The sequence below is a fragment of the Streptomyces sp. NPDC015032 genome (assembly GCF_043080425.1).
Taxonomy (GTDB): domain Bacteria; phylum Actinomycetota; class Actinomycetes; order Streptomycetales; family Streptomycetaceae; genus Streptomyces.
The window spans coordinates 21,764-36,355 of record NZ_JBIBVN010000013.1 but is presented as its reverse complement, the minus strand read 5'-3'; the positions used below and the strand labels follow the sequence as shown (position 1 = coordinate 36,355).

At 70.5% G+C, this 14,592-nt stretch carries 10 protein-coding genes, 2 pseudogenes and 1 riboswitch; of the genes and pseudogenes, 4 read left to right on the top strand and 8 right to left on the bottom strand.

Annotation, left to right across the window (positions count from 1 at the left end):
- Positions 1–32 precede the first annotated feature (32 nt).
- The 3 genes from ACF08M_RS19995 to ACF08M_RS19985 form a co-directional block, all read right to left on the bottom strand.
- Complete coding sequence (locus tag ACF08M_RS19995; protein ID WP_392186586.1) at positions 33–827, bottom strand: M23 family metallopeptidase; 795 nt, start codon at positions 825–827, stop codon at positions 33–35.
- Positions 828–839: 12 nt separating this feature from the next.
- Positions 840–1,007: riboswitch (cyclic di-AMP (ydaO/yuaA leader) on the bottom strand.
- Positions 1,008–1,354: 347 nt separating this feature from the next.
- On the bottom strand, positions 1,355–2,737 hold the full coding sequence (locus ACF08M_RS19990; protein WP_392186700.1) for a M16 family metallopeptidase: 1,383 nt from the start codon (positions 2,735–2,737) through the stop codon (positions 1,355–1,357).
- Between the two features lie 26 nt (positions 2,738–2,763).
- A complete protein-coding gene (locus ACF08M_RS19985; protein WP_392186585.1) occupies positions 2,764–4,137 on the bottom strand; it encodes a M16 family metallopeptidase in 1,374 nt (457 codons plus the stop codon).
- A 280-nt stretch (positions 4,138–4,417) separates the two neighbouring features.
- Between ACF08M_RS19985 and ACF08M_RS19980 the strand changes: the two genes are divergently transcribed.
- A complete protein-coding gene (locus ACF08M_RS19980) occupies positions 4,418–6,871 on the top strand; it encodes a DNA topoisomerase (ATP-hydrolyzing) subunit A (RefSeq protein ID WP_392186584.1) in 2,454 nt (817 codons plus the stop codon).
- 72 nt (positions 6,872–6,943) lie between these two features.
- Here ACF08M_RS19980 and ACF08M_RS19975 read toward each other — a convergent pair whose 3' ends face one another.
- Entirely contained in the window at positions 6,944–8,071 is a 1,128-nt protein-coding gene (locus ACF08M_RS19975) for a CobW family GTP-binding protein (RefSeq protein WP_392186583.1), read from the bottom strand.
- A 22-nt stretch (positions 8,072–8,093) separates the two neighbouring features.
- Positions 8,094–9,260 carry a citrate synthase/methylcitrate synthase gene (locus ACF08M_RS19970; protein WP_392186582.1) on the bottom strand — a complete coding sequence of 389 codons (1,167 nt, stop codon included), beginning with the start codon at positions 9,258–9,260 and terminating at the stop codon, positions 8,094–8,096.
- 110 nt (positions 9,261–9,370) lie between these two features.
- Here ACF08M_RS19970 and ACF08M_RS19965 point away from each other — a divergent pair, with 110 nt between their 5' ends.
- The gene (locus ACF08M_RS19965; protein ID WP_392186581.1) at positions 9,371–10,687 is read left to right on the top strand and encodes a citrate/2-methylcitrate synthase; all 1,317 of its coding nucleotides are present in this window, start codon (positions 9,371–9,373) and stop codon (positions 10,685–10,687) included.
- Between the two features lie 29 nt (positions 10,688–10,716).
- On the opposite strand, the gene ACF08M_RS19960 is transcribed toward ACF08M_RS19965, so the two are convergent.
- Entirely contained in the window at positions 10,717–11,736 is a 1,020-nt protein-coding gene (locus tag ACF08M_RS19960; RefSeq protein WP_392186580.1) for a LacI family DNA-binding transcriptional regulator, read from the bottom strand.
- A gap of 204 nt (positions 11,737–11,940) precedes the next feature.
- On the opposite strand from ACF08M_RS19960, the pseudogene ACF08M_RS19955 reads away from it, so the two are divergent.
- Positions 11,941–12,182 (top strand): annotated as a pseudogene (locus ACF08M_RS19955) (histidine kinase); the annotation flags it as partial.
- A pseudogene (locus ACF08M_RS19950) lies at positions 12,176–12,340 on the top strand (response regulator); the annotation flags it as partial. The pseudogenes ACF08M_RS19955 and ACF08M_RS19950, both read left to right, overlap by 7 nt.
- Positions 12,341–12,490: 150 nt before the next feature.
- Here ACF08M_RS19950 and ACF08M_RS19945 read toward each other — a convergent pair.
- Together ACF08M_RS19945 and ACF08M_RS19940 are read right to left on the bottom strand one after the other, a co-directional pair.
- A complete protein-coding gene (locus ACF08M_RS19945; RefSeq protein ID WP_392186579.1) occupies positions 12,491–14,083 on the bottom strand; it encodes a cation acetate symporter in 1,593 nt (530 codons plus the stop codon).
- On the bottom strand, positions 14,080–14,523 hold the full coding sequence (locus ACF08M_RS19940; RefSeq protein WP_392186699.1) for a DUF485 domain-containing protein: 444 nt from the start codon (positions 14,521–14,523) through the stop codon (positions 14,080–14,082). Before ACF08M_RS19940 ends, ACF08M_RS19945 begins: the two co-directional genes overlap by 4 nt.
- Between the last annotated feature and the right edge of the window lie 69 nt (positions 14,524–14,592).

The window sequence follows — 14,592 nt, the reverse complement described above, 5'->3', positions numbered from 1 at the left end:
TGCCGCTTCGGGACGGCCCTTCGGGGCGTCGGTCAGACGTTGACGCCGTGGGCGCGCAGGTAGGCGACGGGGTCCATGTCGGAGCCGTACGACGGCGTGGTCCGGGCCTCGAAGTGGAGGTGCGGTCCGGTGGAGTTACCGGTCGAGCCGGAGAGGCCGATCCGCTGGCCCGCACCGACGCTCTGACCGACGGAGACGCCGATCGAGGAGAGGTGGCCGTACTGCGTGTACGTGCCGTCCGTCATCCGGAGCACGATGTTGTTGCCGTACGCGCCGCCCCAGCCGGCCTCGACGACCGTCCCGGCACCGACGGCGACGACGGAGCTGCCGGATGCGGCGTGGAAGTCGATGCCCGAGTGGCTGCCGGACGACCAGAGCGAGCCGCTGGACTTGTAGCCGGTGGTGACGTACGAACCGGCGACCGGGAGCTGGAAGGCACCCAGGCGGGTGCGCTCGGCGGAGCGGGCGGCGCGCACCTTCTCCGCGCGCGCTTCGGCTGCGCGCTTCGCCTCGGCCTTCTTCTTGACCTCGGCCCGCTTCTTGGCCTCCGCCTTCCGTTGAGCCTCCGCCTCCGCCTTCGCCGCGGCATCGGCCTGGTGCTGCTGCGCGTCGGCCTGGGCGTCGATCTGGTCGGCGACGGTGCCGTCGATGGCGATGACCTGATTCAGACCGGTCTCACCGACGGAGGTGTCCGCGGCGAGGGCCGGCGCGGCCGTGCCGCCGACGACGCCGGTGGCGGCCATGGCCGCGACCCCGGCAATCTTCGCGCTCCTGCGCGTCAGTCGGCTCGGGGCACGATGCTTCCCGGAGGCACGGGTGAACGCCATGAAGTGGCTGGTCCTTTCCTTCCTTCTCGCCTACCGGGTTAGCTGACGGGTTCGGAGCAGGAAGGTCTCCTACGGACATACCGGCCCCATCGAGGCCCGGACATCCGATTCACCCCAGGGACTGCGTGGGTCCCCGGCTCCCCGGGCTCGCGCCTGACGGGGACTCGGCGATGACTGCCCGGTATGTCGCGGATGCGGCATACGAGTGACGGACAGCCCAGCCGACGCTAAGCGGGGTCGCTTTCATTCACCAAACGAACAGGCCACTTTGTAGCGCATCCCACAGAACAGACGGGCAACCTCCCCCACCAGAACGGACAAAAAGGAAGGCCCCTGCGAGATCTCGCTCACAAGGACCTTCCCCTTGTCCTGATATATGGACCTATGGTGCCGGTTGGCAAATCGGCTGGTGCAAAACCGGCGCCCGGTCCGTCCGGTCGGCCCTCGGCCGGGCAGGGAAGTCGGCCGGCAGGCCGTCACAGGCGAACCGCCACGAGCGGACCGCCACGAGCAACGGGCCGGACCGGTCAGCCGGTGACCACCGACACCTCTCCGATGCCCAGCGCCCGGACCGGCCCCTCGATCTGCGCCGCGTCCCCGACGAGGATCGTGACCAGCCGGTCGCCCGGGAAGGCGCTGACCACCGCTGCGGTCGCCTCGACCGTGCCGGTCTCCGCGAGCCGGGCGTACAGGTGCGCCTGGTAGTCGTCCGGGAGGTGCTGCTCGACCTGGTCGGCGAGGGTGCCCGCGACCGAGGCCGCGGTCTCGAACTTCAGCGGTGCGACACCCACGAGGTTCTGCACGGCCGTCTCGCGCTCCTCGTCGGTCAGCCCTTCGGCCGCCAGGGTCCGCAGTACCGTCCACAGGTCCTTCAGCGCCGGTCCCGTGGACTCCGTGTCCACCGATCCGCTGATGGCGAGCATCGCGGCCCCGGTCGGTCCCGCGGCGGAATCCGGGGCCGACGACCGCAGCACCTGGGCGAAGGCCCGCACGCCGTAGGTGTAGCCCTTCTCCTCACGCAGCACCCGGTCCAGCCGGGAGGTGAGCGTGCCGCCCAGGCAGTACGTGCCGAGCACCTGGGCCGGCCACACGCTGTCGTGCCGGTCGGCGCCGATCCGGCCGATCAGCAGCTGCGTCTGCACCGCACCCGGACGGTCGACGATCACCACCCGGCCGGTGTCGTCCGCGGTGATCGGCGGGGCCGGACGGGGCTCTGCGGTGTCGCCCGACCAGTCGCCGAGGGTGTCGGCCAGCAGGGTGTCCAGGTCGATGCCGGTGAGATCACCGACGACCACGACGGTCGCCGTGGACGGCCTGACATGGGCGTCGAAGAAGGCGCGCACGGCTGCCGAGTCGATGCGCTCGACCGTTTCCTCGGTGCCCTGGCGCGGGCGCGACATCCGCGCCGTGGCCGGGAAGAGCTCCTTGGAGAGCTGCTTGGCGGCGCGCCGGGCCGGGTTGGCCTGCTCGTGCGGGATCTCGTCGAGCCGGTTGCGCACGAGCCGCTCGACCTCGCTGTCGGCGAAGGCGGGCGCCCGCAGTGCCTCGGCGACGAGCGCGAGTGCCTTGGCCAGCCGGGAGGCCGGAACCTCCAGGGAAACCCGGATGCCGGGGTGGTCCGCGTGCGCGTCGAGGGTGGCGCCGCAGCGCTCCAGCTCGGCGGCGAACTCCTCGGCGGTGTGCTTGTCGGTGCCCTCGGAGAGTGCCCGCGACATGATCGTGGCCACACCGTCGAGGCCCTCGGGCTCCGCGTCCAGCGGGGCGTCGAGGAAGATCTCCACCGCCACGACCTGCTGGCCGGGGCGGTGGCAGCGCAGCACCGTGAGGCCGTTGGGCAGAGCGCCGCGCTCCGGCGCGGGGAAGGCCCAGGGGCGGGCGACGCCGGGGGCGGGCTGCGGGTGGAACTGCATCGATACTCCAGTCGCGGCAGCGTCGGTCACTTGCCCGCTCCTTCGTGCGCGTCGGTGTCGTCGGCGGCGGTCTCGTCGGTGTCCGCCGATTCTGCGGGCTCGACCGGCTCGTAGACCAGCACCGCCCGGTTGTCGGGGCGCAGCCGGGACTTGGCGACCGCCTGGACCTCTTCCGCGGTGACGGTGAGCACCCGCTGCACGGCGGTCAGGGCGAGCTGTGGATCGCCGAACAGCACGGCGAACCGGCAGAGTTCATCGGCGCGGCCCGCGACCGTACCGAGCCGGTCCAGCCACTCGCGTTCCAACTGGGCCTGCGCACGTTCCATTTCCTCGGGCGTGGGGCCCTCGGCGGCGAACCGGGCGAGCTCCTCGTCGACCGCGGCCTCGATCTGCGGCACCTCGACGCCGCCGGACGTCTTGACGTCCAGCCATCCGAGGGAGGGCGCACCGGCCAGCCGCAGCAGCCCGAACCCGGCCGCCACCGCCGTACGGTCGCGGCGGACCAGGCGGTTGTGCAGCCGCGACGACTCGCCACCGCCGAGCACGGTCAGCGCGAGGTCTGCCGCGTCGCACTCGCGGGTGCTGTCGTGCGGCAGCCGGTAGGCGGCCATCAACGCCCGCGCCGGGACCTCCTCGCGCACCTCCTCGCGCAGCTGCTCGCCGATGATCTCGGGGAGCGTGCCGTCGCGAGGCGGCTGCTTGCCGTCGTGGGACGGGATGGAGCCGAAGTACTTCTCGATCCAGGCGAGCGTCTGCTCGGGGTCGATGTCGCCAACGACCGAGAGCACCGCGTTGTTGGGCGCGTAGTACGTACGGAAGAAGGCGCGCGCGTCCTCGAGGGTCGCGGCGTCCAGGTCCGCCATCGAGCCGATCGGCGTGTGGTGGTAGGGATGGCCCTCGGGGTAGGCCAGAGCCGTCAGCTTTTCGAACGCGGTGCCGTAGGGGACGTTGTCGTATCGCTGTCGGCGCTCGTTCTTCACGACGTCGCGCTGGTTCTCCATCGACTCCTCGTCGAGCGCGTCGAGCAGTGAGCCCATCCGGTCGGCCTCGAGCCAGAGGGCCAGCTCCAGCTGGTGCGTGGGCATCGTCTCGAAGTAGTTGGTGCGCTCGAAGCTGGTGGTCCCGTTGAGCGAACCGCCGGCTCCCTGCACCAGCTCGAAGTGTCCGTTCCCCTTCACCTGGCCGGAGCCCTGGAACATCAGGTGCTCGAAGAGGTGAGCCAGACCGGTGCGTCCCTCGACCTCGTGGCGCGAACCGACGTCGTACCAGAGGCAGACCGCGGCGACCGGGGTCAGATGGTCCTCCGAGAGCACCACGCGCAGGCCGTTGGCCAGACGGTGCTCGGTCGCTGTCAAGCCGCCGGAGCCGGCCTGGGCTGTGGCCGTGTGACCCATGGGCATGTACGTCCCTTCGATCGCGATAATGGATTTCCTGCAAGACCTGCCACTGTAAGCAAGCGCACAGACACCTGGCGAAGTTCCCATACCGCGGAAGTTCGCGTGAAAGAGGGGCGCATCCCCCCGCGGACGGCCGTCAAACCCCTCTCGACGGAGGTCGGGAACGCCTCTTGGGACGGGTCGAGGTCGGCGATGTCAGTGCGGCGGTCCACAATGGTCCGCGTCAGAACCTCAGGTTGCCCGGACAGAATCCGTCAGAATCCGTGAAGGAGTCGCAGCAGCGATGGCCCGCCGCAGCACGAAGACCCCGCCGCCGCCGGACGATTTCGAGGAGAAGATCCTCGACATCGACGTCGTCGACGAAATGCAGGGCTCCTACCTCGAGTACGCGTACTCGGTGATCTACTCACGGGCCCTGCCGGACGCCCGCGACGGCATGAAGCCGGTGCACCGCCGCATCGTGTACCAGATGAACGAGATGGGCCTGCGCCCGGAGCGCGGCTATGTGAAGTGCGCCCGCGTGATCGGCGAGGTCATGGGTAAGCTGCACCCGCACGGTGACGCGTCGATCTACGACGCGCTGGTGCGGATGGCGCAGCCGTTCTCCATGCGGCTCCCCCTCGTCGACGGACACGGGAACTTCGGCTCGCTCGGCAACGACGACCCGCCGGCCGCCATGCGGTACACCGAGTGCCGGATGGCCGACGCGACGTCACTGATGACGGAGTCGATCGACGAGGACACCGTCGCCTTCCAGTCGAACTACGACGGCCAGGAACAGGAGCCGGTCGTCCTCCCGGCCGCCTATCCGAACCTCCTGGTCAACGGCACGACCGGGATCGCGGTCGGCATGGCGACCAATATGCCGCCGCACAACCTGGGCGAGGTCATCGCCGCCGCCCGCCATCTCATCAAGCATCCGGGTGCGGACCTGGAGACCCTGATGCGGTTCGTCCCCGGTCCCGACCTGCCGACCGGTGGCCGGATCGTGGGCCTCGGCGGCATCAAGGACGCCTACGCGGCCGGCCGCGGGACGTTCAGGATCCGCGCCACCGTCGCCGTGGAGAACGTCACGGCGCGCCGCAAGGGCCTGGTCGTCACCGAACTGCCCTTCAGCGTCGGCCCGGAGAAGGTGATCGCCAAGATCAAGGACCTGGTCTCGGCTAAGAAGCTCCAGGGCATCGCGGACGTCAAGGACCTCACCGACCGCGCGCACGGGCTGCGTCTGGTCATCGAGGTCAAGAACGGCTTCGTACCGGAGGCCGTGCTGGAGCAGCTCTACAAGCTGACGCCGATGGAGGAATCCTTCGGCATCAACAACGTGGCGCTGGTCGACGGCCAGCCGCTCACCCTGGGCCTCAAGGAGCTCCTGGAGGTCTATCTCGACCACCGCTTCGAGGTGGTGCGCCGGCGCAGTGAGTTCCGCCGGACCAAGCGCCGCGACCGGCTGCACCTGGTCGAGGGGCTCCTCGTCGCGCTGGTCGACATCGACGAGGTCATCCGGCTCATCCGGTCCAGCGACAATTCGGCGCAGGCGAAGGAGCGGCTCATCGAGCACTTCTCGCTGAGCGAGACCCAGACGCAGTACATCCTGGACACCCCGCTGCGTCGGCTGACCCGGTTCGACCGGATCGAGCTGGAGAGCGAGCGGGACCGGCTCAACGCCGAGATCGACGAGCTGACCGCCATCCTCGAATCGGACACCGAGCTGCGCAAGCTCGTCTCCTCCGAACTGGCCGCGGTGGCGAAGAAGTTCGGCACCGACCGGCGAACCGTGCTGCTGGAGTCGGCCGGCGCGCAGGTCGCCTCGGTGCCGCTGGAGGTCGCGGACGACCCGTGCCGGGTGCTGCTGTCGTCGACCGGCCTGCTGGCCCGTACCGCCCATGACGATCCGATCGTCTTCGCCGAGGACGCCAAGCGTGCCAAGCACGATGTGATCGTGTCGGCCGTGCCGGCGACGGCCCGTGGCGATGTGGGTGTGGTGACGTCGACAGGGCGGTTGCTGCGGCTCGCGGTGATCGATCTGCCGCAGCTGCCGGACACCCACGCGGCGCCCAGTCTGTCCGGTGGGGCGACGGTTTCGGAGTTCCTCACGCTGGAGGGCGACGAGGAGGTCGTCTGCCTCACCACGCTGGACGAGGCCTCTCCCGGCCTGGCGATCGGCACCCTGCAGGGGGTCGTCAAGCGGGTGGTGCCGGACTATCCGGCCAACAAGGACGAGCTGGAGGTCATCGCCCTCAAGGACGGTGACCGGATCGTCGGCGCGGCCGAACTGCGCACGGGCGAGGAGGACGTGGTCTTCATCACGTCCGACGCGCAGTTGCTGCGCTACCCGGCGGCGCAGGTGCGGCCGCAGGGAAGGCCTGCGGGAGGCATGGCGGGGGTCAAGCTCGCGGCGGGCGCCGAGGTGATCTCGTTCACAGCGGTGGATCCGGCGGTGGACGCCGTGGTGTTCACGGTGGCGGGCTCGCACGGCACGCTGGACGACTCGGAGCTGACGTCCAAGCTCACGCCGTTCGATCAGTATCCGCGCAAGGGCCGGGCCACCGGTGGGGTGCGTTGTCAGCGGTTCCTCAAGGGCGAGGACGTGCTGGTGTTCGGCTGGGCAGGTGCGACGCCGGCCCGGGCCGCGCAGAAGAACGGCACGCCGGCCCAGCTGCCCGAGCCGGATCCGCGGCGTGACGGTTCGGGGACACCGCTGGTCAAACCGGTCGCGGTAGTGGCCGGCCCCGTCTAGGGCCTTTCGTTTGGATCAGGCCGGATCAGGGAGCGGCGCGGGCAGACGACGCGTAGCGGCAGCGATCCGCCGCTACGCGTCGTCGCCCGGCCGTTGTACGTACCGCAGGACGCCCCACATGCTTCGCTCATGTGCGGCGTCCTGCGCCGTGTCCGGTGCCGGGGCAGCGCTCTCCCGGCAGCCGGCCAGCTCCTTGTGCAACCGGTCCGGGTCGATCCCCGAACCGATCAGCACCAGCTGGGTGAGGCGCGGTTCGTCGCGCGCCCACGGCTGCGGGGCGAACCTCAGGAACCTGCCGACCGCGTGCAGGACGTACTTGTTGCCCCGGTCGCCCCCGCCGAAGTCGACGAACCCCTTGATCCGGTAGAGGCCGTCCGGTCTGGAGTCGAGGAATTCCATCAGACGGCGGGGGTTCATCGGTACGTCCGAGGTGAAGGAGACACTCTCGTACGCGGCGTGCAGATGGTGCTCGTGCCCGGCGGCCTCTTCCCCGGCCCGCTCCGCCAGGAGCAGATCCTCGAAGGTGAGCTGGCGGGCCTTCTCCTCGCCGTCCGGCCGCAGCGCCGGGTCGAAGAGCAGCTCGGGGTCGATGCGTCCGTACGTGGCGCAGATGACGGCGGCCCCGCCGCCCTTCGCCCCGCCCCCGGCCGGTGCGCCCGTCGCGGCGACGACGTCCCTGATGCGGGCCTGTTCCTCGCTCCCGACCCGGTCGGTCTTGTTCAGCACGACGAGATCGGCGACGGCGAGATGGCGTTCGATCTCCGGATGACGCTCCCGGGTGGCATCGAACTCGGCGGCGTCCACGACCTCCACCAGCCCCCCGTACACGATGTGCGGGTTGTCGCTGGCCAGGAGCATGCGCACCAGCTCCTGCGGCTCCGCCAGCCCGCTGGCCTCGACGACGATCACATCGAGGCGGGCGGCGGGCCGGGTCAGCGTCTCCAGGAAGGCGTCGAGCTCGCTCGCGTCGACCGCGCAGCACAGACATCCGTTGCCCAGCGAGACCGTCGAGCCGACCTGCCCCGAGACCGTCATGGCATCGATCTCGATGGAACCGAAATCGTTGACGATCACGCCGATCCGGTTTCCCGCCCGGTTGCGGAGGAGGTGGTTGAGCAGCGTCGTCTTGCCGGATCCCAGGAACCCCGCAAGGACGATGACCGGGATCTGCTGCTTGCGGGGCGGGGACGACGGGTTCAACAGGGACCTTCCTCAGGGGACGTCAGGGTGCCGGGACCGGCTGCGGCGGGGGCGTACCGACATAGCGGGCCGCCGGACGGATGATCTTCGAGTCCGCCGCCTGCTCCAGGATATTGGCGCTCCATCCGACCACCCGCGCCGCGCAGAACGTCGGCGTGAACATCTCGCGCGGCAGCCCGCACAGCTCCATGACGACTCCGGCATAGAACTCCACGTTGGTGTGCAGCTCGCGGCCGGGCTTGAGCTCGGCGAGGATCGCCTCGACCTGCCGCTCGACCTCGACGGCGAAGTCGACGAGCGGGCCGCCGAAGCCCTGGGCGATGCCCCGCAGCATGCGCGAGCGGGGGTCCTCGGTGCGGTAGACGGGGTGGCCGAAGCCCATGATGCGCCCGCCCGCGAGCACCTGCTCGCGGATCCAGCCATCGATGCGGTCGGGGGTGCCGATGGCGTCCAGGGTGTCGAGGGCGCGGCTGGGCGCTCCCCCGTGCAGCGGTCCGGAGAGCGCACCGACGGCCGCCACCAGACAGGCCGCCACATCGGCTCCGGTGGAGGCGACGACCCGGCCGGTGAAGGTCGAGGCGTTGAAGCCGTGGTCGATGGTGGAGATCAGGTACTGCTCCACGGCCCTGACCCGTGCGGCCTCCGGTACGGACCCGGTCAGCATGTACAGGTAGTTGGCCGCGTGGGGCAGATCGTCGCGCGGCTCGACCGGTTCGAGGCCCTGGCCGAGCCGGTGCAGGGCGGTGAGCACGGTGGGGACGGCGGCGCAGGCGGCCAGGGCGTCGCTCCGGCGCCGGCCGGCGTCGATGTCGTACACCGGCCGGAATCCGGCCGAGGCTCCGAGGAGCGAGAGGGCGGTGCGCAGACCGGCCAGGGGCCCTGAGACGGCTCCCGCGCGGGCTATGGCGGGCAGGGCCGCACGGACCTCGGCGGGCAGATGGCGCAGCGCGGCGGTGCGGGCGGTGAATTCGGCACGGGCCGGGGCATCGGGCAGCGTGCCCTCGGTCATCAGGTGCCAGACGTCCTCGAAGCTGCGGGTCTGCGCGAGGTCGATCGCCGAGTACTGCCGGTAGTGGTAGAAGCCCTCGCGCCCACGGACATCGCCGAGGGCCGTGTCGGTGACGACGACACCCGCGAGTCCTCGGGGTACGTCGAACGGGGTTCGGGTTCCGCTGGTCATGGTCGGCATCTCTTTCCTCCGTGACCCTCTCGACGGGTCCCGCTGATATTGATTGGACCATCCATGATTGACTTCGAGCTGTCAATGTTGATTGAATCAATATGGATACGGTTGGCGACATGAAGGATCAGGCAGCATCCGGCGACGACCGCGGCGCCAGCGCCTCGCCCCGGCTCAGCACCCGGGAGACGGCCGCGCGTCTCGGCGTGAAACCGGAGACGGTGTACGCGTACGTCAGCCGGGGCCAGCTGAGCAGCAGGCGCGCTCCCGGCGGGCGCGGCAGCACGTTCGACGCGGCGGAGGTCGATGCGCTGGCCCGGCGCACGGGCCGCCGGGACCCCTCCCCCGCCACCGGCGATCCGGGCTTCCGTACCGGCATCACGCTCATCGAGAGCGACCGCTACTACTTCCGTGGCGTCGACGCGACCGAGCTGGCCGGGCGGTACGCCTACGAGGAGGTCGCCGAGTGGCTCTGGACCGGTGATCTGCGGCCCGGCATCCGCTTCACCGCGCCTGACGAGGCGCTGGCCGCGGCGCGCCGGGCGGTCGACGCGCTGCCCGCCCACAGCGGTTCGACGGACCGGCTGCGGGTGGCCGTGATCGCTGCGGCGACCGTCGATCCGCTCCGCTTCGACCTCTCGCGCGAGGCGGTGCTCGCCAGTGCGCGGAACCTGATCCCGACCCTGGTCGAAGCGCTTCCGCCGGCAGCGGGCGCATCGCCGACGGGCGACGCGACCGCAGGGACGGCGAATGGGCGCCGGGCCGGCCTGGCCCGGCGGCTGTGGCCGAAACTCACCGCCCGACCGGCCGACGAGCCTTCGATCGCCACGCTGGACACCGCCCTCGCCCTGCTGATCGACCACGATCTCGCGGCGTCGACGCTGGCCGCCAGGGTCGCCGCGTCCGCCCATGCCCATCCGTACGCGGTGGTCTCCGCGGGCCTGGGAGTCCTTGAGGGCCCCTTGCACGGGGCGGCGAGCGGTCTGGCGCACCGGATGCTGACCGAGGTCCTGGAGCGGGGCAGCGCGGTCCCGGTGGTCGCGGACCATCTCCGTACCGGACGCAGGGTGCCGGGGCTCGGCCATCGCCTCTACGCTTCGGAGGACCCGCGGGCGCGGACCCTGTTCGCCCTTCTCGCGGACGTCCCGCAGGCGGCTCCGGCGCTCGCCGCGGCACGCGACGTGGTCACCACGACCGCCCGCCACGCGCCCCTGCACGCCAATGTCGATCTGGCGCTCGCCGTGCTCTCGGTCTCCTCCGGCATGGCCGCGGAGGCGGGTGAGACGGTGTTCGCGGTGTCGCGCACGGCCGGCTGGATCGCGCACGCTCTGGAGGAGTACGGGGAAAGACCGCTGCGCATGCGTCCCACCGGCCAGTACGGAGGCCCCCGCCCCCCTCAGCCGCTACCGAGTGCCACGGGTGAGGCACTGCAATAGACAGTCCGCACAGCGCAAAATCGCGGCATTCATCGGGAGGCCGTGCGCGGCGGCCGGGCGGTGGAGCCCCGCACCACCAGTTCCGGTTCGAAGAGCAGTTCGTCGGAGGGCACCGCGCGGCCCCCGATCTGTGCGCAGAGCAGCTCGACGGCGGCGCGTCCCATGGCTTCGATCGGCTGCCGGACCGTGGTCAGCGGAGGATCGGTGCAGTTCATGAAGGCCGAGTCGTCGTAACCGACGACCGAGACATCGGCAGGGACCGAGAGGCCGCGACGGCGTACGGCGCGCACCGCTCCGAGCGCGAGCGGGTCGCCGGCGCAGACGATACCCGTGACTCCCCGGTCGAGCAGGCGTGTGGCGGGGGCCTGCCCGCCCTCCAGCGAGAGCATGGTCCTGGCCACCCACTCGTCCGGCACGGTGGCGCCCGTCATCTCGGCGATCGCATGGGCGGCGGCCAGTTTGCGCTGCGAGGGGACATGACCGGAGGGGCCGAGCACCAGGCCGATGCGTTCATGGCCGAGCGACGCGAGATGGCGCCAGGCATGTTCCATGGCGACGAAGTCATCGCAGGAGACCCCGGGGAACCCGAGGTGGGCTGTGGCCGCGTTGATGAGGACGACGGGGATCCTGCGGTCCGCGAGCAATGCGTAGTGATCGTGCGGGGCGTCGTCCTGGTGGTAGAGCCCACCGGCGAAGACCACGCCCGACACCTGCTGCTGCAGGAGCAGTTCGACGTAGTCGGGCTCGGAGACGCCGCCCTTGGTCTGGGTGCACAGCACAGGGGTCAGGCCCTGCTGGGCCAGCGCGCCGCCGACGACCTCGGCGAAGGCGGGGAAGATCGGGTTCGGCAGCTCGGGCAGGACCAGGCCGACCAACCGGGCCCGCTCGCCGCGCAGTTGGGTGGGGCGCTCGTATCCGAGGACGTCGAGCGCGGAGAGGACGGCCTTCCGGGTCGCGTCGGAGACACCGGGCTTTCCGTTGAGCACCCGGCTGACCGTGGCCTCGCTGACCCCCACCTTCTGCGCCACCTGAGCAAGTCGTCGCGTCATGGGCGCAAGAACGTTGCAGGCAGCGCAAGGAGATTGCGTACATCTTTGGACGAGGAGCCCTCGAAGGCGAGGGAGCATTGCAGAGGGAATTCCGGAGAGCAGCGAAATGCCCTTCACCGTTCATACGTGAGCGCCCCACCGCCCGCCGCCGGAAGAGCGCGCCTGCTCGGCTGACCGCAGCGGGCCTTCTCCCAGGTCCTGCTGATGCAGCCGGCCACGGCGACCGGCGTCACCGTGCTCGCCACCGGTTTCTTCCTGGCACCCCTCGGACCGCAACTCGACGACCGGGCGATGCGTCGCGCACCGCCATCGCGCAGAGCATGGCGGCGGCCCAGCCGCAGATCACCGAGGCGCTGCTCGCCACGGCCCCGGAGCCCGCCGGCCGTGCGCAGTCCGCGGCGGAACGGATCAGACGCGCCACCGGTGCCGAGTACGTCGTCGTCATGGTCTGACGATGGTGCGGGAACTGCACTGGCTCGGCCACCACACCGACGTGATCATGGTGACGGCGGCGCGCGACGTCGCCACCGTCCAGGAGGCCGTGCGACACGGCGCGCTGCAGTACCCGGTGAAGCCCTTCACCTACGCCGGGCTGCGAAGACGGGCCAGGTGGGACTGACGCTGCGGTACGGCGAGAGGTGCCGCCCGGAACACCGGTACACCTGGTCCACCGGCGCACTGACCCGAACCCCGGTCTTTTCGCGGTTCGGATCGGATCCGTACGGTGAGACCCGGCCCGCGCGTGCGGTACCGGTCACACCGCCCCTGCCCCGGTCAGCGCACGGACCTCGGTCTCCGCATGCTTGGCGGCGTCGGGCGGCTCGGTGGAGGTGACCGTGCCGATCCAGCCGGCCAGAAAGCCCAGTGGAATCGAGACCAGGCCAGGGTTCTCCAGCGGGAAGAGCTGGAAGTCGACGGTGGGGAAGAACGAGGTCGGGCTGCCGGAGACAACCGGCGAGAGCAGCACGAACAGCACGGCGGGAATCAGCCCGCCGTAGACGGACCAGACTGCTCCGCGGGTGGTGAAGTTCCGCCAGAACAGGGAGTACAGCAGCACCGGAAGGTTGGCCGAAGCGGCGACTGCGAAGGCGAGCCCCACCAGGAATGCCACATTCAGGTCCTGGGCGACCAGGCCGAGCCCGATGGCGGTCAGCCCGATCCCGGCTGCGGCGACCCGGGCCACGGCGACCTCGCTGTACTGCTTGGAGCCCGGACGCCTGAGCGAGGCGTACAGATCATGGGCCACGGAGGCGGACGAGGCGAGGGTGATCCCCGCGACGACGGCGAGGATGGTCGCGAAGGCGACGGCGGCGACCACGGCGAACAGAATCGTCCCCCCGGTGGATCCTTCGCCGCCGCCGAGCACCAGAGCCAGCAGCGGAACCGCGGTGTTCCCCGCGGGATTCGACGCCCGCACCTCGGCCGAGCCGACCAGGGCCGCCGCCCCGAATCCGAGCGCGATCGTCATCAGGTAGAAGCTGCCGATGAGCCCGACGGACCAGACGACCGAACGGCGGGCCGCACGGGCGGTGGGCACGGTGTAGAACCGCGACAGAATGTGCGGCAGCCCCGCCGTACCGAGTACCAGGGCGAGGCCCAGGCTGATGAAGTCGATGCGCGCCGCCCAGGTTCCGCCGTACCTGAGACCGGGCGAGAGGAAACGGCTTCCGTGCCCGCTCCGTTCTGCCGCGGAGGTGAGCAGGGCGTTGAAGTCGCCGCGGAAGTGGACCAGGACGAGCACGGTGAGCACAACCGTTCCCGCCATCAGCAGAACGGCCTTGACGATCTGGATCCAGGTCGTGGCACGCATCCCGCCGAGCGACACATAGATCACCATGAGTGCCCCGACACCGATGACGGTCCACGAACGGGCGGCATCGCTCGTACCGCCGAGGAGCAGCGCGACCAGGCTGCCCGCGCCGACCATCTGCGCCACCAGATAGAGCACGGAAACGGTGACGGACGAGGTGCCTGCGGCGATCCGGACCGGGCGCTCCGCCATCCGCGCCGCCACCACGTCGGCGAGTGTGAACCGGCCGCAGTTGCGGACCAGTTCGGCGACCAGCAGCAGGACGATGAGCCACGCGACGAGGAATCCGACCGAGTAGAGCATGCCGTCGTAGCCGAAGAGGGCGATCAGCCCCGAGATGCCGAGGAAGGACGCGGCCGACATGTAGTCGCCGGCGATGGCGAAACCGTTCTCCATGGGAGAGAACAGCCGGCCGCCCGCATAGAACTCCTCGGCCGAGCCGTGCCGGTTACGGCTCACCCAGGTGGTGATGGCGAGCGTCACTGCGATGAAGACGCTGAACAGCAGGAGCGCCAGCGTCTGGTGGTTCCCGTTCAACGCCCGATCCCCCGCGTCATCTCCTGTGTTTCCCACCGCAGATCGAGCGCGGCCCGGTCCCTGCGGAGCCGTGCGTGCCGCGCGTACGCCCCGGTGAGAAGGAACGTCGTGAGGAACTGCCCGAGCCCCGCGACCATCGCGACATTGACCGCGCCGGCCACCGGACGGGCCATCAGCCCGGGTGCGGTGATCGCGACGACGACGTACGCGAGATACCAGACGAGGAAGGCAAGGGTGGCCGGAATGACGAACCGCCGGTACCGACGGCGCACTTCCTGGAAGGCCCCGCTGCGCTGCACCTCCAGATAGATCTCGGCCGCACCGGGACCGCACTGCTGCTCTCCGGGCCCCGGTCGCCCGGCGGGAGCGAAGCTCCCCGCACCGTCCGGCTCGCCCCGTCCGGAGGCCAGCGTGTCGCACCACGGGTCGTCGAGCCGCAACGCTGCGGCCTCACGCCCTGCTTCCTTCTCCACCGAACAACTCCCCTTGTCCACGGACCACTTCGGCCG

Bases quoted from the DNA above. Each gene is read 5' to 3' on its own strand.
- ACF08M_RS19995 (WP_392186586.1), bottom strand. From the start codon at position 827: ATGGCGTTCACCCGTGCCTCCGGGAAGCATCGTGCCCCGAGCCGACTG.
- ACF08M_RS19990 (WP_392186700.1), bottom strand. From the start codon at position 2,737: ATGCAGTTCCACCCGCAGCCCGCCCCCGGCGTCGCCCGCCCCTGGGCC.
- ACF08M_RS19985 (WP_392186585.1), bottom strand. From the start codon at position 4,137: ATGCCCATGGGTCACACGGCCACAGCCCAGGCCGGCTCCGGCGGCTTG.
- ACF08M_RS19980 (WP_392186584.1), top strand. From the start codon at position 4,418: ATGGCCCGCCGCAGCACGAAGACCCCGCCGCCGCCGGACGATTTCGAG.
- ACF08M_RS19970 (WP_392186582.1), bottom strand. From the start codon at position 9,260: ATGCCGACCATGACCAGCGGAACCCGAACCCCGTTCGACGTACCCCGA.
- ACF08M_RS19965 (WP_392186581.1), top strand. From the start codon at position 9,371: ATGAAGGATCAGGCAGCATCCGGCGACGACCGCGGCGCCAGCGCCTCG.
- ACF08M_RS19960 (WP_392186580.1), bottom strand. From the start codon at position 11,736: ATGACGCGACGACTTGCTCAGGTGGCGCAGAAGGTGGGGGTCAGCGAG.